22 protein-coding genes and 1 tRNA gene are annotated in these 21,768 nt (G+C 59.9%); 9 read left to right on the forward strand and 14 right to left on the reverse strand.

Going from position 1 to position 21,768, the window contains the following annotated elements; all coding sequences use genetic code 11:
* The first annotated feature begins 82 nt into the window (after positions 1 to 82).
* The 9 genes from arcC to ACXX83_RS18805 all read left to right on the forward strand — a co-directional run bounded on the left by arcC (position 83) and on the right by ACXX83_RS18805 (position 10,715).
* Entirely contained in the window at positions 83 to 1,012 is a 930-nt protein-coding gene (arcC, locus tag ACXX83_RS18765; RefSeq protein ID WP_007977288.1) for a carbamate kinase, read from the forward strand.
* 12 nt (positions 1,013 to 1,024) lie between these two features.
* The gene (locus ACXX83_RS18770) at positions 1,025 to 1,387 is read left to right on the forward strand and encodes a DUF5064 family protein (RefSeq protein ID WP_458549315.1); all 363 of its coding nucleotides are present in this window, start codon (positions 1,025 to 1,027) and stop codon (positions 1,385 to 1,387) included.
* 202 nt (positions 1,388 to 1,589) lie between these two features.
* Positions 1,590 to 3,098: a transcriptional regulator GcsR gene (gene gcsR / locus ACXX83_RS18775; RefSeq protein ID WP_458549317.1), complete on the forward strand. Its 1,509-nt coding sequence runs from the start codon at positions 1,590 to 1,592 to the stop codon at positions 3,096 to 3,098.
* Between the two features lie 427 nt (positions 3,099 to 3,525).
* Entirely contained in the window at positions 3,526 to 3,909 is a 384-nt protein-coding gene (gene gcvH / locus ACXX83_RS18780) for a glycine cleavage system protein GcvH (protein WP_015096590.1), read from the forward strand.
* An 11-nt stretch (positions 3,910 to 3,920) separates the two neighbouring features.
* On the forward strand, positions 3,921 to 6,773 hold the full coding sequence (gene gcvP / locus ACXX83_RS18785) for an aminomethyl-transferring glycine dehydrogenase (protein ID WP_458549319.1): 2,853 nt from the start codon (positions 3,921 to 3,923) through the stop codon (positions 6,771 to 6,773).
* Positions 6,774 to 6,977: 204 nt separating this feature from the next.
* Entirely contained in the window at positions 6,978 to 8,354 is a 1,377-nt protein-coding gene (locus tag ACXX83_RS18790) for an L-serine ammonia-lyase (RefSeq protein ID WP_015096592.1), read from the forward strand.
* 36 nt (positions 8,355 to 8,390) lie between these two features.
* Positions 8,391 to 9,515 (forward strand): glycine cleavage system aminomethyltransferase GcvT, encoded by a 1,125-nt coding sequence (gene gcvT, locus ACXX83_RS18795; protein ID WP_015096593.1) that lies wholly within the window; start codon positions 8,391 to 8,393, stop codon positions 9,513 to 9,515.
* A 403-nt stretch (positions 9,516 to 9,918) separates the two neighbouring features.
* Complete coding sequence (locus ACXX83_RS18800) at positions 9,919 to 10,131, forward strand: cold-shock protein (RefSeq protein ID WP_007977299.1); 213 nt, start codon at positions 9,919 to 9,921, stop codon at positions 10,129 to 10,131.
* Between the two features lie 95 nt (positions 10,132 to 10,226).
* Positions 10,227 to 10,715, forward strand: coding sequence for an RDD family protein (locus ACXX83_RS18805; RefSeq protein WP_458549320.1), 489 nt, complete (start codon positions 10,227 to 10,229; stop codon positions 10,713 to 10,715).
* Between the two features lie 135 nt (positions 10,716 to 10,850).
* Here ACXX83_RS18805 and nadA read toward each other — a convergent pair whose 3' ends face one another.
* The 14 genes from nadA to ruvC form a co-directional block, all read right to left on the reverse strand.
* Positions 10,851 to 11,909 carry a quinolinate synthase NadA gene (gene nadA, locus ACXX83_RS18810; RefSeq protein WP_007995624.1) on the reverse strand — a complete coding sequence of 353 codons (1,059 nt, stop codon included), beginning with the start codon at positions 11,907 to 11,909 and terminating at the stop codon, positions 10,851 to 10,853.
* Between the two features lie 270 nt (positions 11,910 to 12,179).
* Positions 12,180 to 12,255, reverse strand: a tRNA-Lys gene (locus ACXX83_RS18815).
* Positions 12,256 to 12,318: 63 nt separating this feature from the next.
* A complete protein-coding gene (gene queC, locus ACXX83_RS18820) occupies positions 12,319 to 13,011 on the reverse strand; it encodes a 7-cyano-7-deazaguanine synthase QueC (protein ID WP_126047263.1) in 693 nt (230 codons plus the stop codon).
* 1 nt (position 13,012) lies between these two features.
* Positions 13,013 to 13,660: a 7-carboxy-7-deazaguanine synthase QueE gene (gene queE, locus ACXX83_RS18825; protein ID WP_458549322.1), complete on the reverse strand. Its 648-nt coding sequence runs from the start codon at positions 13,658 to 13,660 to the stop codon at positions 13,013 to 13,015.
* A gap of 167 nt (positions 13,661 to 13,827) precedes the next feature.
* The gene (gene ybgF, locus ACXX83_RS18830) at positions 13,828 to 14,667 is read right to left on the reverse strand and encodes a tol-pal system protein YbgF (RefSeq protein ID WP_015096597.1); all 840 of its coding nucleotides are present in this window, start codon (positions 14,665 to 14,667) and stop codon (positions 13,828 to 13,830) included.
* A 6-nt stretch (positions 14,668 to 14,673) separates the two neighbouring features.
* Positions 14,674 to 15,171, reverse strand: coding sequence for a peptidoglycan-associated lipoprotein Pal (gene pal / locus ACXX83_RS18835; RefSeq protein ID WP_003178634.1), 498 nt, complete (start codon positions 15,169 to 15,171; stop codon positions 14,674 to 14,676).
* A gap of 52 nt (positions 15,172 to 15,223) precedes the next feature.
* Positions 15,224 to 16,504: a Tol-Pal system beta propeller repeat protein TolB gene (gene tolB, locus ACXX83_RS18840; RefSeq protein ID WP_162831820.1), complete on the reverse strand. Its 1,281-nt coding sequence runs from the start codon at positions 16,502 to 16,504 to the stop codon at positions 15,224 to 15,226.
* 17 nt (positions 16,505 to 16,521) lie between these two features.
* On the reverse strand, positions 16,522 to 17,601 hold the full coding sequence (tolA, locus tag ACXX83_RS18845; RefSeq protein ID WP_217836211.1) for a cell envelope integrity protein TolA: 1,080 nt from the start codon (positions 17,599 to 17,601) through the stop codon (positions 16,522 to 16,524).
* Positions 17,601 to 18,053 carry a protein TolR gene (gene tolR / locus ACXX83_RS18850; protein WP_172435709.1) on the reverse strand — a complete coding sequence of 151 codons (453 nt, stop codon included), beginning with the start codon at positions 18,051 to 18,053 and terminating at the stop codon, positions 17,601 to 17,603. The genes tolA and tolR overlap by 1 nt, the downstream gene beginning before the upstream one ends.
* 23 nt (positions 18,054 to 18,076) lie before the next feature.
* Entirely contained in the window at positions 18,077 to 18,772 is a 696-nt protein-coding gene (gene tolQ, locus ACXX83_RS18855; protein WP_007977321.1) for a protein TolQ, read from the reverse strand.
* Positions 18,762 to 19,229, reverse strand: coding sequence for a tol-pal system-associated acyl-CoA thioesterase (gene ybgC, locus ACXX83_RS18860; RefSeq protein ID WP_007990726.1), 468 nt, complete (start codon positions 19,227 to 19,229; stop codon positions 18,762 to 18,764). Before ybgC ends, tolQ begins: the two co-directional genes overlap by 11 nt.
* Positions 19,230 to 19,356: 127 nt before the next feature.
* Positions 19,357 to 20,418, reverse strand: coding sequence for a Holliday junction branch migration DNA helicase RuvB (gene ruvB, locus ACXX83_RS18865; RefSeq protein ID WP_015096600.1), 1,062 nt, complete (start codon positions 20,416 to 20,418; stop codon positions 19,357 to 19,359).
* Positions 20,419 to 21,027 (reverse strand): Holliday junction branch migration protein RuvA, encoded by a 609-nt coding sequence (ruvA, locus tag ACXX83_RS18870; RefSeq protein ID WP_007995640.1) that lies wholly within the window; start codon positions 21,025 to 21,027, stop codon positions 20,419 to 20,421.
* Between the two features lie 114 nt (positions 21,028 to 21,141).
* Positions 21,142 to 21,666: a crossover junction endodeoxyribonuclease RuvC gene (ruvC, locus tag ACXX83_RS18875; RefSeq protein ID WP_217836213.1), complete on the reverse strand. Its 525-nt coding sequence runs from the start codon at positions 21,664 to 21,666 to the stop codon at positions 21,142 to 21,144.
* Between the last annotated feature and the right edge of the window lie 102 nt (positions 21,667 to 21,768).

Genomic DNA, 21,768 nt, shown 5'->3' on the forward strand with positions numbered 1-21,768 from the left:
AGCAAGCCCGCTCCCACACTGGTCCGGGTTCCACAGATAGACCGCGTTGCTTGCAACCTCTTTGCTTAGAAGGACTGACACCATGCGTATCGTCGTTGCTCTGGGCGGTAATGCCCTGCTCCGCCGCGGCGAACCGATGACCGCTGACAACCAGCGCGCCAACATCCGGATCGCCACCGAACAGATCGCCAAGATCCATCCCGGCAACCAACTCGTCATCGCCCACGGCAATGGCCCCCAGGTCGGCCTGCTGTCATTGCAGGCGGCGGCCTACACCTCGGTTTCGCCCTACCCGCTGGACGTGCTCGGTGCCGAGACCGAAGGCATGATCGGTTACATCATCGAACAGGAACTGGGCAACCTGCTGGACTTCGAAGTGCCCTTCGCGACCCTGCTGACCCAGGTCGAAGTCGATGCCAATGACCCGGCCTTCAAGAACCCGACCAAACCCATCGGCCCGGTCTACAGCAAGGCCGAGGCGGAACAACTCGCCGCCGAGAAAGGCTGGGCCATTGCCCCGGACGGCGACAAGTACCGTCGCGTGGTCGCCAGTCCGAAACCCAAGCGCATCTTCGAAATCCGTCCGATCAAATGGCTGCTGGAAAAAAGCAGCATCGTGATCTGCGCCGGCGGCGGCGGCATTCCGACCATGTATACCTCGCCCGGCAAACTCGAGGGCGTCGAAGCGGTCATCGACAAGGACCTGTGCTCGGCGCTGCTGGCCGAACAGCTTGAAGCCGACTTGCTGGTGATCGCCACCGACGTCAACGCCGCTTTCATCGACTTTGGCAAACCCACGCAGAAAGCCATCGCCCAGGCACACCCCGACGAAATGGAAAAACTCGGCTTCGCCGCCGGCTCCATGGGACCGAAGGTGCAGGCAGCCTGCGAATTCGCGCGCCATACTGGAAAAGTGGCGGTGATTGGCTCGCTCGCGGACATCGAAGCGATCGTCCAGGGCAAGGCCGGTACGCGCATCAGCACGGCGACACCGGGCATTATTTACTTGTAAGGAGAGACGTCCATGGCAATGTTTGAGCCAGGCCACTTGCACATCGAGCGTCACGCGCTGACCAATGATGATGTCAGCTACAACGTGCACCTCGACTATAAGGTCGCGCAGGATCCCAAGAAAGGCAAAGGGATCGAGTTCACCATGCATGGCAGCATGCAGGGAAAGGAGATGACAGAGACCTTCTTCCTGCCAAAGGAGGAGGCCTACAACTTTGCCAACAACGTGACGAAAATCGCAGAGAAGTACGGTATCCCAAAGACACATAGCCAGATCGGCTCGGTGCACAAGCATTACGACCTGATGTTCGAAGACATCCGCACGCAACTGAATATGAAATCCGGCGACCCGATAGATCTCGAGAAATTCGAGTAGCCCACATTTCCCTGTGGGAGCGGGCTTGCTCGCGAAAGCGGTGTACCAGTCGCCAACGATGGTGCCTGACACGACGCTTTCGCGAGCAAGCCCGCTCCCACAGGGGGATCATCGCCCTATTGAAGTCCGCGCAGGATTTCACCATTAGCCCGCCCCAAGGCATACTTGCCACCCTCCGCACTGCAGAACCCGAAACCGCCCCATGCGTATCCACGTCAGCTTCATCGACCGCGTCGGTATCACCCAGGAAGTCCTGGCCCTGCTTGGCGGGCGCAATCTGAACCTGGATGCGGTGGAAATGGTCCCGCCCAATGTTTACATCGACGCCCCGACCCTGAGCCCGCAAGTCCTCGAAGAACTGCGCGATGCCCTGTTCAGCGTGCGTGGAGTGCAAGCGGTGACGGTGGTCGACATCCTGCCCGGCCAGCGTCGGCACTTGCAGCTCGACGCATTGCTGGCCGCCATGACCGACCCGGTGCTGGCACTGGACAGCGACGGCAAGGTGCTGCTGGCCAACCCGGCGTTGATCGCTCTGTACGGCCGCGAACCGAATGGTGAAAGTGTGGCCGAGCTGTTTGCCGACCCGGCCTTGCTCGACGCCCTGCTCGAACACGGCTTTCGCCTGCCGCTGCGGGAAATCATCGTCAATGGCCAGACCTTCCTGCTCGACGCCACACCGATCACCGACGCCGGCGCCCTGCTGACCCTGTACCAACCGAACCGCATCGGCGAACGCCTGTCCGCACTGCACCATGACCACGCCGAAGGTTTCGATGCCCTGCTCGGCGAGTCCCCGGTGATCCGCACCCTCAAGGCGCGCGCCCAGCGGGTGGCCGCCCTCGATGCACCGCTGCTGATCCAGGGTGAAACCGGCACCGGCAAGGAACTGGTGGCCCGTGCCTGTCACGCCATCAGCGCCCGGCACAGCTCACCGTTTCTGGCGTTGAACTGCGCGGCATTACCGGAGAACCTCGCCGAAAGTGAACTGTTCGGCTACGCCCCCGGCGCTTTCACCGGCGCGCAACGCGGCGGCAAACCAGGGCTGATGGAGCTGGCCAACCAGGGCACGGTGTTTCTCGATGAAATCGGCGAGATGTCGCCGTATTTGCAAGCCAAGCTGTTGCGGTTCCTCAACGACGGCAGTTTTCGCCGGGTCGGCGGTGACCGTGAGGTCAAGGTCAACGTGCGGATCCTCAGCGCGACCCACCGCGACCTGGAAAAAATGGTGAGCGAAGGCCTGTTCCGCGAAGACCTGTTCTATCGCCTCAACGTCCTCAACGTCGAAGTCCCGCCCCTGCGCGAGCGCGGCCAGGACATCCTGCTGCTGGCCCGCTACTTCATGCAGCAGGCCTGTGCGCAGATCCAGCGCCCGATCTGTCGCCTGGCGCCAGGCACTTACCCGGCGCTGCTGGGCAACCGCTGGCCGGGCAACGTGCGGCAATTGCAGAACGTGATCTTCCGCGCCGCGGCGATTTGCGAAAGCAGCCTGGTGGACATTGGTGACCTCGACATCGCCGGCACCTCGGTGGCCCGCCAGGGCGACCATGACGTCGACAGCCTGGAACAGGCCATGGACGAATTCGAGAAGACCCTGCTGGAAAAACTCTACGTCAGCTATCCCTCGACCCGGCAACTGGCGACCCGCCTGCAAACCTCCCACACCGCGATTGCCCATCGGTTGCGCAAGTATGGGATTCCAAGCAAGGCCTGAACCACCCTCGGTCAATGTGGGAGCGGGCTTGCTCGCGAAGACGGTACATCAGTCAATACATCGTCGCCTGACTCTACGCCTTCGCGAGCAAGCCCGCTCCCACATGTGCTGCGTCAAATTCAATACCGAGTTCAAAAACGACCTCCACCTGTACTGAAAGCGCTACAGCGGAACGATATCGCTACATCCCTCTCCGATCACGGCTGTGCAAGGCTTTGATCCACCTCGGCTTTTATCATTGACATACGCCGTATCGATTTCGCTACAGCGAATGAATTTCTATCTTTGTCACAACCGCCTAAATCATTGATCAATAACAATAAAAACAACATTGGCCGCGTTCTTGCTATGTAGTTCTCCATAACCAGGGCATCGCCCAAGCATTCAATCGCGTCCACCAGACGAGTCTGGCCCCTTAGGAGTTTCCATGAGCGAGTTGCGTTTTACTGAAGATCACGAATGGCTGCGCACCGAAGCTGACGGCAGCGTCACGGTCGGCATCACCGCTTTCGCACAGAACGCCTTGGGCGACGTGGTTTTCGTTCAACTGCCTGAGCTGCAGTCCTACGACAAAGGCGCCGAAGCCGCCACCGTGGAATCGGTAAAGGCTGCCAGCGGCGTGTACATGCCGCTGGACGGCGAAGTGCTGGAAGTGAACCCGGCGCTGGACAGCAGCCCTGAGCTGGTCAACGAAGATCCGCTGGGTGAAGGCTGGTTCTTCCGTTTCAAACCTGCCGATGCCTGCGCTGTCGGCCAACTGCTGGACCAGGACGCCTACGACCGCCTGATCAAAGCCCAAGCCGAAGCCTGAGGAGCACTGACATGACCCAGATCAATCTGACCACCGCCAATGAATTCATCGCCCGTCACATCGGCCCGCGCGCCGGTGACGAGCAAGCCATGCTCAACAGCCTCGGTTTCGACTCCCTGGAAGCCCTGAGCGCCAGCGTGATTCCCGACAGCATCAAGGGCACCAGCGTCCTCGGCCTGGAAGACGGCTTGAGCGAAGCCGATGCCCTGGCCCTGATCAAGTCCATCGCGAGCAAAAACCAGCTGTTCAAGACCTTCATCGGCCAGGGTTACTACGGCACCCACACGCCGTCGCCGATCCTGCGCAACCTGCTGGAAAACCCGGCCTGGTACACCGCCTACACCCCGTACCAGCCAGAAATCTCCCAGGGCCGTCTCGAAGCGCTGCTGAACTTCCAGACCCTGATCAGCGACCTCACCGGCCTGCCGATCGCCAACGCCTCGCTGCTCGACGAAGCCACCGCCGCTGCCGAAGCCATGACCTTCTGCAAACGCCTGAGCAAGAACAAAGGCAGCCATCAGTTCTTCGCCTCCGTGCATTGCCACCCGCAGACCCTCGACGTACTGCGCACCCGTGCCGAGCCTCTGGGCATCGACGTGGTGGTTGGCGACGAGCGTGAACTGACCGACGTGACGCCGTTCTTCGGCGCCCTGCTGCAATACCCGGCAAGCAACGGTGACGTGTTCGATTACCGCGAGCTGACCGAACGTTTCCACGCCGCCAACGCCCTCGTCGCCGTGGCAGCCGACCTGCTGGCCCTGACCGTGCTGACCGCACCGGGCGAGTTCGGTGCCGACGTGGCCATCGGCAGCGCACAGCGCTTCGGCGTGCCGCTGGGCTTCGGTGGCCCGCACGCGGCGTACTTCTCCACCAAGGATGCATTCAAGCGTGACATGCCGGGCCGCCTGGTCGGTGTTTCCGTAGACCGTTTCGGCAACCCGGCCCTGCGTTTGGCCATGCAGACCCGCGAACAACACATCCGTCGCGAGAAAGCCACGTCGAACATCTGCACCGCGCAAGTGCTGCTGGCCAACATCGCCAGCATGTACGCCGTGTACCACGGTCCGAAAGGCCTGACGCAGATCGCCAATCGCGTGCATCACCTGACTGCGATCCTGGCCAAAGGCTTGAGCGCATTGGGTCTGAACGTCGAGCAAGCGAACTTCTTCGACACCCTGACCGTGAAGACCGGCGCTCAAACCGCCGCCCTGCACGACAAGGCGCACGCCCAGCGCATCAACCTGCGCGTGGTCGATGGCGAACGCCTGGGCCTGTCCCTGGACGAAACCACCACTCAGGCCGACGTTGAAACCCTGTGGAGCCTGCTGTCCGACGGCAAGGCCCTGCCGGACTTCGCCGGCCTTGCCGCCTCGGTGCAGAGCGCCATCCCGGCCGCGCTGGTACGTCAGTCGCCGATCCTCAGCCACCCGGTGTTCAACCGTTATCACTCGGAAACCGAGCTGATGCGCTACCTGCGCAAACTGGCGGACAAGGACCTGGCGCTGGACCGCACCATGATCCCGCTGGGTTCGTGCACCATGAAACTCAACGCCGCCAGCGAAATGATCCCGGTGACCTGGGCCGAGTTCGGTGCTCTGCATCCGTTCGCCCCGGCCGAGCAAAGCGCCGGTTATCAGCAATTGACCGACGAACTGGAAGCCATGCTGTGCGCTGCGACCGGCTACGACTCGGTATCCTTGCAACCGAACGCCGGCTCCCAGGGTGAATACGCAGGTCTCTTGGCGATCCGTGCCTACCACCAGAGCCGTGGCGAAGACCGCCGCGACATCTGCCTGATCCCGTCGTCGGCCCACGGCACCAACCCGGCCACCGCTCAGATGGCCGGTATGCGTGTGGTCGTGACCGCGTGCGATGCCCGTGGCAACGTCGACATCGAAGACCTGCGCGCCAAGGCCATCGAGCACCGCGAGCACCTCGCCGCACTGATGATCACCTACCCGTCGACCCACGGCGTGTTCGAAGAAGGCATCCGCGAAATCTGCGGCATCGTTCATGACAACGGCGGCCAGGTGTACATCGACGGCGCCAACATGAACGCCATGGTCGGCCTCTGCGCGCCGGGCAAGTTCGGCGGCGACGTGTCGCACCTGAACCTGCACAAGACCTTCTGCATCCCCCACGGCGGTGGCGGCCCGGGCGTCGGCCCGATCGGTGTGAAATCGCACCTGGCGCCGTTCCTGCCGGGCCACGCACAGATGGAGCGCAAGGAAGGCGCCGTTTGCGCGGCACCGTTCGGCAGCGCGAGCATCCTGCCGATCACCTGGATGTACATTCGCATGATGGGTGGCGCGGGCCTCAAGCGTGCTTCGCAGCTGGCGATCCTCAATGCCAACTACATCTCCCGTCGCCTCGAAGAGCACTATCCAGTGCTGTACACCGGCAGCAACGGCCTGGTGGCGCATGAGTGCATCCTCGACCTGCGTCCATTGAAAGACAGCAGCGGCATCAGCGTCGATGACGTGGCCAAGCGCCTGATCGACTTCGGTTTCCACGCGCCGACCATGTCGTTCCCGGTAGCCGGCACGCTGATGATCGAGCCGACCGAAAGCGAATCCAGGGAAGAACTGGACCGCTTCTGCGACGCCATGATCCGCATCCGCGAAGAAATCCGCGCAGTGGAAAACGGCACCCTGGACAAGGACGACAACCCGCTGAAAAACGCTCCGCACACCGCCAAGGAACTGGTGGGCGAGTGGTCGCACCCGTACAGCCGCGAGCAAGCGGTTTACCCGGTTGCGTCGCTGATCGAAGGCAAGTACTGGCCGCCGGTCGGTCGCGTCGACAACGTGTTCGGCGACCGCAACCTGGTCTGCGCCTGCCCGTCGATCGAAAGCTACGCTTAAACCAATGAGGGGGCGGATTGATCCGCCCCCGATTTCCAGAACACCCCACAACCCTGTGGGAGCGAGCTTGCTCGCGATGACGGACTGACAGCCACCATCAATGTCGACTGAACGACCGCTATCGCGAGCAAGCTCGCTCCCACAGGGATCTGTGCCAAGTCTTATGTTCCGTGAATTCCTATAACAAGAAACCGGAGAACCACCATGTCGTTAAGCGTGTTCGACCTGTTCAAGATTGGCATCGGCCCCTCCAGCTCCCACACCGTCGGCCCGATGCGCGCCGCTGTGCGATTCGTCGAAGGCCTGCGCCGTGAAGGGCTGCTGACGGCCACCACCTGCGTCAAGGTCGAGCTGTACGGCTCGCTCGGCGCCACCGGCAAAGGCCACGGCAGTGACAAGGCTGTGCTGCTGGGCCTGGAAGGCGAACACCCGGACACCGTGGATACCGAAACCGTCGCTGCGCGCCTGCAAGAGATTCGCAGCAACGCACGCTTGAACCTGCTCGGCGAACACAGCATTGCGTTCAACGAGAAAGAACACCTGGCGATGATTCGCAAACCCTTGCCCTATCACCCCAACGGCATGATTTTTCGCGCCTTCGATGCGGCGGGTTTGCAGATCCGCAGCCGCGAGTACTACTCGGTCGGCGGCGGTTTCGTGGTCGATGAGGACGCCGCCGGCGCCGACCGCATCGTCGAAGACGCCACGCCCCTGACCTTCCCCTTCAAAAGCGCCAAGGACCTGCTCGCTCATTGCGCCAAATACGGCCTGTCGATCAGCCAGGTGATGTTGACGAACGAAAGCGCCTGGCGCCCGGAAGCGGAAACCCGCGCCGGCCTGCTGAAGATCTGGCAGGTCATGCAGGACTGCGTCGCCGCCGGTTGCCGTAATGAAGGCATCCTGCCCGGTGGCTTGAAGGTCAAGCGCCGGGCGGCTGCGCTGCATCGGCAATTGTGCAGCAACCCTGAGTCGTCCTTGCGCGATCCGCTGTCAGTGCTGGACTGGGTCAACCTGTACGCCCTGGCCGTCAACGAAGAAAACGCCAACGGCGGACGCGTGGTCACGGCACCCACCAATGGTGCGGCCGGGATCATTCCGGCGGTACTGCATTACTACATGCGCTTTATCCCCGGCGCGAATGATGACGGGGTGGTGCGTTTTCTGCTCACCGCCGCCGCCATCGGCATTCTGTACAAGGAAAACGCCTCGATTTCCGGCGCCGAAGTCGGCTGCCAGGGTGAAGTCGGCGTCGCCTGCTCGATGGCGGCCGGAGCCTTGTGCGAAGTGCTCGGTGGCAGCGTGCAACAAGTGGAGAACGCCGCGGAAATCGGCATGGAACACAACCTCGGGCTGACCTGCGACCCGATTGGCGGGCTGGTGCAGGTGCCTTGCATCGAGCGCAACGCCATGGGTTCGGTCAAGGCCATCAATGCGGTGCGCATGGCCATGCGTGGCGACGGGCAACATTTCGTCTCCCTCGACAAGGTCATCCGCACCATGCGCCAGACCGGCGCCGACATGAAAAGCAAATACAAGGAAACCGCCCGTGGCGGTTTGGCGGTCAACATTATCGAGTGCTGATGCGCGCTCATCTGCACCCTTCTTCAGGAGCTGAATATGTCCACCGAACAACTGTTGAAAACCCCGTTGCACGCACTGCACATCGAACTCGGCGCGCGCATGGTGCCGTTCGCCGGCTATGACATGCCGGTGCAATACCCGCTGGGCGTGATGAAAGAACACCAGCACACCCGCGACCAGGCCGGGCTGTTCGATGTCTCGCACATGGGCCAGATCCGCCTGACCGGCGCCGATGCCGCCAAGGCCCTGGAAACCCTGGTGCCGGTGGACATCATCGACCTGCCGGTGGGCATGCAGCGTTACGCGATGTTCACCAATGCGACGGGCGGCATCCTCGATGACCTGATGGTCGCCAACCTGGGCAACGACGAACTGTTCCTGGTGGTCAACGCCGCTTGCAAGGATCAGGACCTGGCCCACCTGCGCAAGCACATCGGTGAGCAGTGCACGATCGAGCCTTTGTTCGAAGAACGTGCGCTGCTCGCCCTGCAAGGCCCGGCTGCCGTGACGGTACTGGAGCGCCTGGCACCTACAGTGGCGAAGATGACCTTCATGCAGTTCGCCCGCGTGAAGCTGCTGGGCGTGGACTGTTTTGTCAGCCGCTCGGGTTACACCGGTGAAGACGGTTTCGAAATTTCCGTCCCCGCCGCCAACGCCGAAGCACTGGCTCGCGCCCTGCTGGCCGAGCCGGAAGTGGCCGCCATCGGCCTGGGCGCCCGCGACTCCCTGCGCCTTGAGGCGGGCTTGTGCCTGTACGGGCATGACATGAACACCGAGACCAGCCCGATCGAAGCGAGCCTGCTGTGGGCGATCTCCAAGCCGCGTCGCGCCGATGGCGCACGGGCCGGCGGCTTCCCTGGCGCAGAAACCGTGTTCGCCCAGCAACAGGCAGGTGTCAGCCGCAAACGCGTCGGCCTGTTACCGCAGGAACGCACACCGGTGCGCGAGGGCGCCGAGATCGTCAACGAAGCCGGCGACATCATCGGTAGCGTCTGCAGCGGCGGTTTCGGGCCGACCCTGGGCGGGCCGCTGGCCATGGGTTATGTCGACAGCGCCTATATCGCACTGGACACACCCGTCTGGGCGATTGTGCGTGGGAAAAAGGTGCCTTTGCTTGTAAGCAAAATGCCATTTGTTCCACAACGCTACTATCGCGGCTGATTGAATGTTCCTATAAGTAACGCGGTTGCGTTAACTGTGCACTAATGTGTAACGCAACCGCCATAAAATAGTGCATTGTTTGGCTCTAAGCTTCGATTATGAACTTTGCTTATAACGATCGAAAACATTTGAACAGCGCTAGCGTATAAGGCCCCACTAGTGGACTGACTTTGCCATCAACCTGAGGAAATACGGGGCCTTCACAGGGCTTGTTTTTTCTCCCGTAGTTGGCGTAGAGTTTGTTCACTGTGTTTGCATGGGTCGCTTGGAATCGTGACCTGGGCAGTAGCCTACAAGTTAGCTACATCCCGTTCGACGTCTTCTTACTCTCCTGCAACCAGCCCCAGTACTCTTTCATGAGAAGGAGACTGTCATTAATTTTTTGCGTCAAAGGAAATAAGAAATGTCCCAACGTCAGAGCGGTACCGTCAAGTGGTTTAACGACGAGAAAGGTTTTGGTTTTATCACTCCTGAAAGCGGTCCGGATCTGTTCGTGCATTTCCGCGCCATCCAGGGCAACGGCTTCAAGAGCCTGAAAGAAGGCCAGAAAGTGACTTTCATCGCCGTGCAGGGCCAGAAAGGCATGCAGGCTGACGAAGTACAAGCAGAAGCCTAATCTTCTGTAACGAAAAAGCCCCTGATGCTGACATCAGGGGCTTTTTTGTGCGCGCAAATCCGTAAAATGGCTTCTTTTTCCGCCGAGAGCCTGCCATGTCGAAACACCTGCTTACTCCCCAGGGCGACTTTCCTGCCGCTGGTCTGGGTCGTCGTCTGGCAGCCATGTTCTATGATTTCCTGCTGTGCACCGCCTTGCTGATCGTCACCAGCGGCATCTACAAGATGATCCAGATGGCGATCATCGGCGAAGAAAGGATGCGCACCCTGACCGAAGCCGGCGCGCTGGACGGCGATCCCCTGCTCTCCACAGTCCTGCTGTTCGTACTGTTTGGCTTCTTCGCCAAATTCTGGACCTGGTCGGGTCAGACCCTGGGCATGCAGGTTTGGTGCATTCGCGTCCAGAACGCCGACGGCTCATCCATCAGCCTGTGGCAGGCGCTGTTGCGCTTTGTGGTGTCGATTGCCTCGCTGCTTTGCGTTGGCATGGGATTCTTCTGGTCGCTGTTCGACAAGCAAAAACGCAGTTGGCACGACATGTATTCCAACACCCGGCTTGTGCGGATTCCGAAGAAGGCAAAGTAATTTCCCGACGCAGAAACCACTCTGGGAGCGAGCTTGCTCGCGATGGCGTAGTGTCAGTCAATTTCAATGGTGACTGATACGCCGCTATCGCGAGCAAGCTCGCTCCCACAGTTTTTTGCGCTTGGTTGAAAGATCTTATGCGTTCCCGGCCAGTTTCATCCGCGCCGCCTGGGTGAAGTCCAGCATCCGCTTGAGCGGTCGAATCGCCTGCGGGATCAGCGCCGGATCGACAAAGATCTCGTTCGCGCCTTCTTTCAACGCCTTGAGCGTGCGCTCAAGGGTGTTCATGGCCATCCACGGGCAATGTGCGCAACTGCGGCACGCCGCGCCGTTACCCGCCGTAGGGGCTTCGATAAAGACCTTGTCCGGGCACAGCTGCTGCATCTTGTAGAAGATGCCGCGGTCGGTGGCAACGATCAGCGTCTTGTTCGGCAGGCTCTGTGCCGCCGCGATCAACTGGCTGGTCGAGCCCACGGCGTCGGCCAGCTCAATCACCGAAGTCGGCGACTCCGGGTGCACCAGGATCGCCGCATCCGGGTACAGCGCCTTCATGTCTTCAAGCTGCTTGGACTTGAACTCTTCGTGAACGATGCAGGCACCGTCCCACAGCAGCATGTCGGCACCGGTCTGGCGCTGGATGTAGGTACCCAGGTGCTTGTCCGGGCCCCAGATGATGGTCTCGCCGTTGTCCATCAGGCTTTCGACGATTTCCAGCGCACAGCTTGAAGTCACCACCCAATCCGCGCGGGCTTTTACCGCAGCGGAAGTGTTGGCGTACACCACGACCGTGCGCTCCGGGTGTTGATCGCAGAACGCGGAAAACTCGTCCACCGGGCACCCCAGGTCGAGCGAACAGGTCGCTTCGAGGGTCGGCATCAGCACGCGTTTCTCCGGATTGAGGATCTTGGCCGTCTCCCCCATGAACTTCACGCCGGCGACCACCACGGTCTTGGCCGGATGGGCATTGCCGAAGCGGGCCATCTCCAGCGAGTCGGAGACACAGCCCCCCGTCTCTTCGGCCAGCGCCTGAATGACAGGGTCACAATAGAAGTGGGCCACCAGCACCGCGTCCTGAGCCTTGAGCTCGGCAGCGATGGCGGCACGGTAGTAAGCCTCTTCATCGGCGGTCAGCGGTTTGGGCTGTTTGGCGTCGAGGTGGGCTTGAACCAGAAGGCGTTCGGATATTTGCGTCATGTTCGCAAGACCTGCAAGCGCATTCGCGCGAAAGTCGAGTATACACCCGGCTCCGGACCCTTCAGGGTACCGCCGGGAAAGTGGGTATTCATCAGGTACGGACAGCGTTGAAGCTGCGCAAGGCTACAGAATATCCGACAGATGCAAAAGATGATTCTGACCTGCGCCTTGCGCAGCAGCCCGAAGCGAGGCGGACTTGAATCGCAGGCAAAAAAAAATCCGGAAATCCTCACTTGCGTGGGCCTTCCAGACTTTTAAAACTGCTAAAAATGGTGGGTCGTGTGGGATTCGAACCTACGACCAATTGGTTAAAAGCCAACTGCTCTACCAACTGAGCTAACGACCCGCTGTGTGGTGGCGCGTATAATACTGATTTTTAAGGACTATTCAACACCTATTTTGAAAATAATCAAAAATAAGGTGTTGGATCGCTGATTCCGGCCGCTGCAAAGCCTTCCGCGCGCAGTCGGCAGCTGTCGCATTTGCCGCACGCACGGCCATCATCGTCGGCCTGATAGCAGGAAACGGTCAGCCCGTAGTTCACGCCAAGCTTCACGCCCGCCTGGACGATCTGCGCCTTGCTGAGGTTTTGCAGCGGCGCCTGGATGCGGAAACCATTGCCTTCCACGCCGGCTTTGGTCGCCAGGTTGGCCATGCGCTCGAACGACTCGATGAACTCGGGACGGCAGTCCGGGTAACCGGAGTAATCCACCGCATTGACGCCGATGAAGATGTCCCGTGCACCGAGCACTTCAGCCCAGCCCAGGGCCAGGGACAGGAACACCGTGTTACGCGCAGGCACGTAAGTGACAGGAATGCCCTCACCCAGCTCTTCCGGTATATCGATGCTGCGGTCGGTCAGCGCCGAGCCGCCCATGCCGTTCAGGTTCAGGCCGATTACCTTGTGCTCGACCACACCCAGATCCCGCGCCACGCGCTCGGCGGCGTGCAGTTCGGCGTGAGAGCGCTGACCGTAGTCGAAGCTCATGGTGTAGCAGCTGTAGCCTTCGGCGCGCGCCATGGCTACCACGGTCGCCGAGTCCAGGCCACCGGACAGCAGGATGACCGCACGTTTTTCAGCAGTGTTGAGTTGTTCAGTCATTTCAGCGCCCCGGCTCGTCATTCCATAGATATTTATGCAGCTGCAATTGCAAACGCACTGGCAGGTTGTCCGCCACCACCCAGTCCGCCAGGTCCCGGGCATTGAGATCATGGTGGCTTGGCGAAAACAGGACTTCGCCGGCGCGCCGGTCCAGACCGTACTGGATCAGTTTGGAAACGGACCAGTCATAGTCCTCCCGCGAACAGATGACAAACTTCACCTGATCGTTGGGCGTGAGCAGCTGGATGTTTTCGTAGCGATTGCGGTGCGCTTCCTTCGAACCCGGGGTTTTCAGGTCGACAACGCGACTGACCCGGGAATCTACTGCCGATATATCGATAGAGCCACTGGTTTCCAGTGACACTTCGTAACCGGCGTCGCACAAGCGCTTGAGCAAGGGAATGGCGTTGGGTTGCGCCAGGGGCTCGCCGCCCGTGACACAGACATAACGCGGGCGGAAACCGGCGACCTGCTCGAGGATGTCGTCGAGGGTGCGAATGGTTCCGCCAGTGAACGCGTAGGCGCTGTCGCAGTATTGGCAACGCAACGGGCAACCGGTCAGGCGCACAAAAACCGTGGGCAGGCCGGCAGTCCGAGTTTCACCCTGCAACGAGTAGAAAACTTCGGTGATTCTCAATGTGTCTTGCATAGTCGCCACGGGCGTAACAGCTAAACAGGCTGTCCGCCTCCGTCAGGCACTTCAAGGAACCCCGGCAATGCGCAGATCCCAAAAAGCGTGTTTCAGAAAAAGGGGGGTGAATTCTAACGAAAAAACCCGCGACAAGCGCGGGTTTCTTTGAAACGGCTCAAGCCGCCTTACATTTTCTGCAGGTCACGCTGTGCCAGCTGAGCAGCGGAAGTGCCCGGATACTGGGACACCACCTGCTGCAGAATGCCCTTGACCCGGTCGGTATGACCGAGACGGCGCTCTACATCAGCGAGCTTGTAGAGCGAATCAGGCACCTTGGCGTGCTTGGGATACAGCTGCGAAACCTTGGCAAACGCCTGACCTGCACCTTGCAGATCGCCTTTGGCCAGGTTCACTTCGCCCAGCCAGTACTGGGCGTTGCCCGCGTACTGACTGTTCGGGTATTTGCGCAGGAATGCGGCGAAAGCCTGGCTGGCCTTGTCGAAATCCTTGGCCTTGATCAGGTCGAAGGCAGCATCGTAATAGAGCTTTTCCTTCGCCGGATCTGCCGGTTCGCTACCCGCGGCAGGTGCTTGAGCGGCGGCTGCGCCAGCTGCTGCACCTGCGGCTGCACCGGGGGCGTTCAATTCACCACCGGTGGAAGAATTTTCAGGAGTCGCGGCTGGTGCAACGCCGGTTCCTATGCGCCGATCAAGATCCTGGTATCGCTCCAGGCTTTCCTGCTTCATGCGCGCTACATCATTTTGCAGTTCTTCGATCACACCCTGTTGGCGCGAGATCTGCTCCTGCATTTGTTGCAGTTGGTTGAACAGCTGGCCCTGTGCCGAGACAGGGGTCGAAACCCCTCCCCCGGCATAGGCGCCGTTCGTACCGTAACCTGCAGGCGGATAACTGCTCCCGCTATTGTTATAGCCGGAGTCATTATCGACCACAGGAACCGCAGCCCACGCCGCAAGCGGCGCGAGGCTGAGAGCCAGGACAGTTACAGCACGACGGCACGTTCGCATGACGAATTACTTACGCAGTTCGACGCGACGGTTTTGAGCCCAGGACTGCTCGTCGTTGCCGGTAGCAACTGGACGCTCTTCGCCGTAGGAAACCAGTTCCAGCTGAGCTGGGGAAACACCTTGCAGTACCAGGTAGCGCTGAACGGCTTTCGCACGACGCTCGCCCAGTGCCATGTTGTACTCACGAGTACCACGTTCGTCGGTGTTGCCTTCCAGAACAACGCGAGCGCCGTTTGCTTTCAGGTCTTTGGCGTGAACGTCCAGAGCGCGCATGGCTTCTGGCTTCAGGTCCGAGCTGTCGTATTCGAAGTAGAAAGTGGTGATAGCGCGCAGTGCAGCTTCTTCGCTCAGGGAGCCGTCAACTGCACCAGTGTTTGCGCCGTAACCAGCGTTTGGATCTACCGCGCCTTCACCGGCATTGTCGCCGCCTTTGGACGAGCAACCTACAGCTACAGCCATGGCCAGTGCCAGCGCAGCAAATTTACCAAACTTCAGCATTTCCATCGTGAAACTCCTAATGAACCCCAGTGTGTTAAGTAAAACGTATAGCGCCGCGTCAGTTCAGGTAAGGGGACCAGGAAGGTTCTCTGACTTCGCCTTGTGCGGTAGGAAGCGGGAGCCTTACGCGTCCATTGATGGACACGAGCATCAAGACTCCCCGGCCCTGCTGGCGGGTGGCGTAGATTACCATGGTGCCGTTGGGCGCGACAGTAGGCGACTCGTCCAGAGTGCTATCAGTGAGGATTTTTACACTACCGCGCTGCAAATCCTGGGCCGCCACCTTGAAATTGGTGAAGCCATCCTGACGGTGAATCATGACAAGCGTCTTTTCATCAGCCGACAATTTAGGGTTGGCGTTGTAGTTGCCGACGAAAGTCACGCGTTCTGCACCGCCGCCACCCGCGCTGGTCTTGTAGATCTGCGGTTTGCCGCCACGGTCGGAAGTGAAGTAGATGGTCGATCCATCCTTGCCCCAGAACGGTTCGGTGTTGATGCCAGGACCGTTGGTGACGCGGCTGATCTGACGCGAACCCAGGTTCATCACATAGATGTCCGGGTTGCCGTCTTTGGACAGCACGAACGCCAGGCGATTGCCATCCGGCGACCAGGCAGGCGCACCGTTCAGGCCTTCGAAGTTGGTGATCTGCTCACGGCGACCGGTGTCGATGTTCTGCATGAAGATACGCGGACGCTTCTGCTCGAAGGAGACATAAGCGATGCGCTTGCCATCCGGTGCGAAACGCGGCGACAGGATCGGCTCGCGCGATTGCAGCAGGGTCACGGCGCGGGCACCGTCGTAGTCCGAACGCTGCAGGGTGTAGCGAGTGTTGTTCTCGGAGAAACGCTCGGCCGTTACGTACAGCAGGCGAGTCGAGAAGGCACCCTTGATACCCGTGAGTTTTTCGAACGACTGGTCGGAGATGTAGTGCGCCATGTCGCGCAACTGATCGACACCGCCCGACACGCTGCCGGTCAGCACTTGCTGCTCGGTGGCTACGTTAAACAGTGCATATTGCACCTGCAGGCGACCGCCCGCCGGAACAATGCTGCCGACCATGACGTACTGGGCACCGAGTGCCTTGAAGTCACGGAAGATGATTTCGCCGGCCTGGCTCGGCTGGCTGATCATGTTCTGCTTTGGAATCGGCGAGTAGTAACCCGAGTTGCGCAGGTCGTTACCGATGATTTCCGCCATGTCGTCCGGCAGCACGCTACCGCCCTGGAAGCCGAACGGTACAACGGCGATCGGGGTCGCCCGATCGCTGCCGCTGGTAACCAGAATGTTTTTCTCATCTGCCATCGCCATCCCTGCCATGCAGCAGATAACGACCAGCATTCCTCGAAGAAGGTTTCTCACAAGGCTAGATCCTCAGGTGTGAATGTCATCTTGAATGAACGATACGGAGCGAAATCACTCGGCTTCATTCCCTGCATTTCTGTCAAACGTCCAATATTCTTCACTGCTGCAACAGCCGATGCGTCAAACGGACCGTCGCCACTGGACCTGGACACGCTGACCGAAGTCACCGTACCGTCCGGCAACATGCCGATTTGCAACACGACCGTCATGCCTTTGCGTGCCGAAGGTGGACGAGCCCAGCCTTCCGCTGCACGCGCACGAATCAGGTCATCGAAACTGCCGGCGACTTCGTCACCCTGCTCATCGGCCAACGCCTGCTGACGCTGCGGCGTATCGGAAAGCAAATCTGCCAGGGCCTGGGCCTTTTTGTCTTCGGCGGATTTACGCGCCGCTTCCTGCGATTTCTTCTTCGCAGCATCGGCAGCAGCTTTCTTCTTCGCTTCTTCGGCGACTTTCTTCTTCGCCTCTTCAGCCTCGGCTTTCTTCTTGGCGTCTTCCGCGGCTTTCTTCTTCGCGTCTTCGACGATCTTTTTCTTGGCTTCTTCAGCGGCCGCTTTCTTGGCCTCTTCTTCAGCAGCCTTCTTGGCTTCTTCTTCAGCTTTCTTCTTGGCTATATCAGCCAATTGTTTCTCTTCTGCCTTCTTGGCTTGCGCGGCTTTCTTCGCGTCGTCGGCTTTCTTGGCTTCATCAGCCTTTTGCGCCTCGTCCGCTTTCTTCGCCTCGTCGGCCTTCTTGGCTTCCTCGGCCTTTTGAGCCGCCTCTTCTTTCTTTTGTTCCGCAGCCTTCACCGCTTCCTGCTCGACCTTTTTCTGCTCCATCTGCTCGACTTCGGTCTGACGCGCAGCAGATTTCTGCGCCTCTCCGGCAATCTTCTGATTGGTCTGGGTGGTCGCCCGACTTTTCGATTTCAGCTGGTACAGGGTCGCCTGGACAATCGGCTTGGCCGGCGGCAGCTCCGGGGTAAAGGCAAAACTGACGAACAACATGCCGAACACCAGCACGTGCAAGCCAATCGCCCAGACACTAGGCCAGAAGTAGCTTTCCGAGGCGGACGGCTCTCGCTGTTGCTGCATCAGGGCGCCTCGGTAATCAAGCCAACATTACCGACACCGGCTTTCTGCAACCCGCCCATGGCCCCCATGACGGAACCGTAATCGACGGATTTGTCGCCGCGAATGAAGACCTGGGTGTGCTTGCCGCCTTCGTTGCCGACGCGAATGATCTTGGTCACCGCGTCAGTCATCTGCGGCAACGTCATGGCCCGGTCCTGCTGCTTGTCCGTGTCGACTTCGCTGCCAAGGTTCCAGTAGTAGGTCTTGTCGGATTTGATGGAAATGGTCAGGACCTGGGTGTTGTTGTCCTGCGGCAAGGCTTCGCTGGAAACCTTGGGCAGATCAACTTTCACGCCCTGATTGAGCATCGGCGCGGTCACCATGAAGATGACCAGCAGCACCAACATCACGTCGATGTAGGGCACCACGTTCATCTCGGCGACCGGCTTGCGCTTTTTGCGAGCTCGAGCGATTAAAGCCATTGGAAATTACCTGCTTATTCTTCGCTGGTGTGCACTTTGCGGTGCAGGATCGCCTGGAACTCGTCGGCGAAGGTGTAGTAGCGGCCCAGCAGGGTTTCGCTGCGAGCAGCAAAACGGTTGTAAGCGATAACGGCTGGAATGGCCGCGAACAGACCGATGGCCGTGGCGATCAGTGCTTCGGCGATACCCGGGGCCACAGTGGCCAGGGTCGCTTGCTGGGCGGTGGCCAGACCACGGAAGGAGTTCATGATCCCCCAGACAGTACCGAACAGACCGATGTAGGGGCTGACGGAACCGACAGTGGCGAGGAAGGGCAGGCTCTGTTCGAGCTTTTCTTCCTCGCGGGAAATCGCAACGCGCATGGCACGGGCCACGCCTTCCATGACCGCTTCCGGATCAACGCCCGACTGCTGGCGCAGGCGGGAGAATTCCTTGAAACCGGCACGAAAGATTTGCTCGACACCCGAATCAGGGTCCGGGTTGCTGCCGGCCTGACGGTACAGCTTGGACAGGTCGATACCCGACCAGAAGCGCTCTTCAAAGCTCTCCAGGGCACGTCGACCGGCGCGCAGCAAGTTGCTGCGCTGAAAGATCATGATCCACGAGGTCACCGATGCGGCTACCAGGGTCAGCATTACCAGTTGCACCACGATACTGGCATTGCTGACCAGGCTCCACATGGAGGAATGGTCGACGACGTTAGCTTCCACGCTTTATCTCCTGCTTTGAGTGTGTACCCGCGCCGCTCACGTCGGCAAAGGCCGCTCGTAGAGCTTCGGGAATGGCCCGGGGTTTCAAACTTTCAGTGCGCACACAGGCCACCAGAAACTGCCCTTCGCAGAGCAGCACATTATCCGTTGCCCGCCTGACCTGCTGCTTGAAGCGCAGGCTGGCACGGTTCAATTCGATTACTTCAGCGCTTACCAGCAGTTCGTCGTCCAGTCGCGCCGGCGCGTGGTAGCGCGCTTCGCTGGAATGCACGACGAACAACAGGTCCTCCCCTGCCAGCTGTGATTGGGCAAAGCCCAGATCTCGCAGCCGCTCGGTTCGAGCCCGTTCCATAAACTTGAGGTAATTGACGTAATACACGATGCCGCCCGCATCGGTGTCCTCGTAATAAACGCGACAACGATGTGCGAAAGGCTCAAGCCCGTTTTGCGCGCGCATACTCTAGTGCTTACTCCTCAGGTTGCCAATCCGGCCAGGCAACTGTTTTTCATTGATCTGCGGCTTTCTTGCGAAAGTACGGTCCTGGGACCCTACATTGCCCGAAAAAATCAGCACGCAATGTTAATTAATCGTCACTGGCACCGAGGAACTCGTCTGCCACGGGCATTTCGCCCAATCGTGACGGAATGTTTAAACCGAAATGCAGATAGGCATGCCGCGTCACCACTCGCCCCCTTGGCGTACGCATGATGTAACCCTGCTGGATCAGGTAAGGCTCAAGTACGTCTTCAATGGTGTGACGCTCTTCGCTGATGGCGGCGGCCAGACTGTCGACCCCGACCGGCCCGCCATCGAACTTCTCGATCATGGTCAGCAACAGGCGCCGGTCCTGGTGATCGAAACCACGCTCGTCGACGTCCAGCAGGTTCAGCGCCAGGTCGGCAATCGGCTTGGTGATATGCCCCTTGGCGCGAACTTCGGCGAAATCACGCACCCGGCGCAACAGTCGGTTGGCAATTCGTGGCGTGCCACGGGCACGGCGGGCGATTTCGAAGGCGCCTTCCGGGTCCAGCGGCAAGCCGAGGATGCTCGCCGAACGACTGACGATCGTCGACAAGTCGGCGTTATTGTAGAACTCAAGACGTTGAACGATGCCGAAACGGTCGCGCAACGGGTTGGTCAGCATGCCTGCCCGGGTCGTTGCGCCGACCAGGGTGAAGGGTGGCAGATCGAGCTTGATCGAACGCGCAGCCGGGCCTTCGCCAATCATGATGTCGAGCTGGAAATCTTCCATGGCCGGGTACAGCACTTCTTCAACGATGGGCGACAGGCGATGGATTTCGTCGATGAACAGCACATCGTGAGGCTCAAGGTTGGTCAACAGCGCTGCGAGATCACCCGGACGCTCCAGCACCGGGCCCGAAGTGCTCTTGATCGACACCCCCATTTCCTGGGCGATGATGTTGGCGAGGGTGGTCTTGCCCAGGCCCGGCGGCCCGAAGATCAGCGTGTGATCCAGGGACTCGTTACGACCGCGAGCCGCCTGAATGAACAACTCCATCTGCTCGCGAACGGTCGGCTGGCCAATGTATTCCGCCAGGCTGACCGGGCGGATCGCCCGGTCCTGGACTTCTTCGCGCTCACGCGGACTGTGCGTGGCGGCGATCAGACGATCAGCTTCAATCACTTAGATCATTCCCTTCAAGGCGCGACGGATCATGTCTTCACTGCTCAAACCTTTCTCCTTGATCGCAGACACCGCCTTGCTCGCTTCCTGCGGCTTGTAGCCCAGGGAGATCAGGGCGCTGACGGCGTCATTTTCAGCAGTGTTCACCGGAGCCGGTCCATCCGGCTGGTTCGGCACCAGGGCAAACATGGCCGGTACGGTTTCCCAGGCCTTGAAGCGATCCTTGAGTTCCACCAGCAAACGCTCGGCGGTTTTCTTGCCCACACCTGGCACCTTGGTCAGCGCCGAAGTGTCCTGGGACTGTACGCAACGAACCAGTTCGTCGACTTCCAGACTCGACATCAAGGCCAGCGCCAGTTTCGGCCCGACACCATTGAGGCGGATCAACTCGCGGAAAAAATCGCGCTCACGCTTGCCGACGAAACCATAGAGTAACTGTGCGTCTTCACGCACGACCAGATGAGTGTGCAACGTCAGCGGCTCACCGACCGACGGCAAGCGATAGAGGGTCGTCATGGGCACTTCGAGTTCATAACCCAGACCGTTTACATCCAGAATCAGGTGTGGAGGCTGCTTCTCAGCCAGGGTGCCGCGCAAACGTCCAATCACGTTACAAATCCTTGAGCGTTGGCCAGCTCTGGGCCAGCGACTGATGGAGCAAGGGAGTGGCGCCGACAACCCAGGCGAAACGCCCTCACCCCATGAAAATGATTGCTGATGCTATCAGAGACGCAGGCGCCCGCCACGACTGCGTGCCGTCCCGAGACCATGGGGCAGCAGACTGGAGCGGGTATGAGCATGACAGATGGCAATGGCCAGGGCGTCCGAAGCATCGATCTGCGGCTTGCTGGTCAGCTTGAGCATGTGCATGACCATCATCTGCACCTGCTCCTTGTTGGCCGAGCCGGTACCGACCACTGCCTGCTTGACCTGGGTTGCGCTGTATTCGGCAATTTCCAGGCTTTCCTCGGCTCCCGCCACGATCGCCGCGCCACGGGCCTGCCCCAGTTTCAGGGCGGAATCAGCGTTACGGGCCATGAACACCTTTTCGATCCCCATGGTCACCGGATGGTAGGTCTGAATGATCTCCCGCACCCCGCGGTAGACAATCTGCAGTCGCTCAGGCAGCTCGCCGGCACCGGTGCGGATACAACCGGAGGCGACGTACTCGCAGCCACGGCCGGTATCACGAACCACACCGTAACCGGTGATGCGCGAACCGGGGTCGATACCAAGAATTAAAGTCATAACGCCTGCGGGATAAGAAAGAACACGATCTTCAGCTCAGCGAATAATAAATGTGGGAGCGGGCTTGCTCGCGAATGCGGACTATCAGACAACATCGTTGCT

This window comes from Pseudomonas sp. GNP012 (assembly GCF_054343835.1).

What these genes read in the sequence shown, in the direction of transcription:
- arcC (WP_007977288.1), top strand. Translation starts at nt 83, where the DNA reads ATGCGTATCGTCGTTGCTCTGGGCGGTAATGCCCTGCTCCGCCGCGGC.
- ACXX83_RS18770 (WP_458549315.1), top strand. Translation starts at nt 1,025, where the DNA reads ATGGCAATGTTTGAGCCAGGCCACTTGCACATCGAGCGTCACGCGCTG.
- gcsR (WP_458549317.1), top strand. Translation starts at nt 1,590, where the DNA reads ATGCGTATCCACGTCAGCTTCATCGACCGCGTCGGTATCACCCAGGAA.
- gcvH (WP_015096590.1), top strand. Translation starts at nt 3,526, where the DNA reads ATGAGCGAGTTGCGTTTTACTGAAGATCACGAATGGCTGCGCACCGAA.
- gcvP (WP_458549319.1), top strand. Translation starts at nt 3,921, where the DNA reads ATGACCCAGATCAATCTGACCACCGCCAATGAATTCATCGCCCGTCAC.
- ACXX83_RS18790 (WP_015096592.1), top strand. Translation starts at nt 6,978, where the DNA reads ATGTCGTTAAGCGTGTTCGACCTGTTCAAGATTGGCATCGGCCCCTCC.
- gcvT (WP_015096593.1), top strand. Translation starts at nt 8,391, where the DNA reads ATGTCCACCGAACAACTGTTGAAAACCCCGTTGCACGCACTGCACATC.
- ACXX83_RS18800 (WP_007977299.1), top strand. Translation starts at nt 9,919, where the DNA reads ATGTCCCAACGTCAGAGCGGTACCGTCAAGTGGTTTAACGACGAGAAA.
- ACXX83_RS18805 (WP_458549320.1), top strand. Translation starts at nt 10,227, where the DNA reads ATGTCGAAACACCTGCTTACTCCCCAGGGCGACTTTCCTGCCGCTGGT.
- nadA (WP_007995624.1), bottom strand. Translation starts at nt 11,909, where the DNA reads ATGACGCAAATATCCGAACGCCTTCTGGTTCAAGCCCACCTCGACGCC.
- queC (WP_126047263.1), bottom strand. Translation starts at nt 13,011, where the DNA reads ATGACTGAACAACTCAACACTGCTGAAAAACGTGCGGTCATCCTGCTG.
- queE (WP_458549322.1), bottom strand. Translation starts at nt 13,660, where the DNA reads ATGCAAGACACATTGAGAATCACCGAAGTTTTCTACTCGTTGCAGGGT.
- ybgF (WP_015096597.1), bottom strand. Translation starts at nt 14,667, where the DNA reads ATGCGAACGTGCCGTCGTGCTGTAACTGTCCTGGCTCTCAGCCTCGCG.
- pal (WP_003178634.1), bottom strand. Translation starts at nt 15,171, where the DNA reads ATGGAAATGCTGAAGTTTGGTAAATTTGCTGCGCTGGCACTGGCCATG.
- tolB (WP_162831820.1), bottom strand. Translation starts at nt 16,504, where the DNA reads ATGCTGGTCGTTATCTGCTGCATGGCAGGGATGGCGATGGCAGATGAG.
- tolA (WP_217836211.1), bottom strand. Translation starts at nt 17,601, where the DNA reads ATGCAGCAACAGCGAGAGCCGTCCGCCTCGGAAAGCTACTTCTGGCCT.
- ybgC (WP_007990726.1), bottom strand. Translation starts at nt 19,229, where the DNA reads ATGCGCGCGCAAAACGGGCTTGAGCCTTTCGCACATCGTTGTCGCGTT.
- ruvC (WP_217836213.1), bottom strand. Translation starts at nt 21,666, where the DNA reads ATGACTTTAATTCTTGGTATCGACCCCGGTTCGCGCATCACCGGTTAC.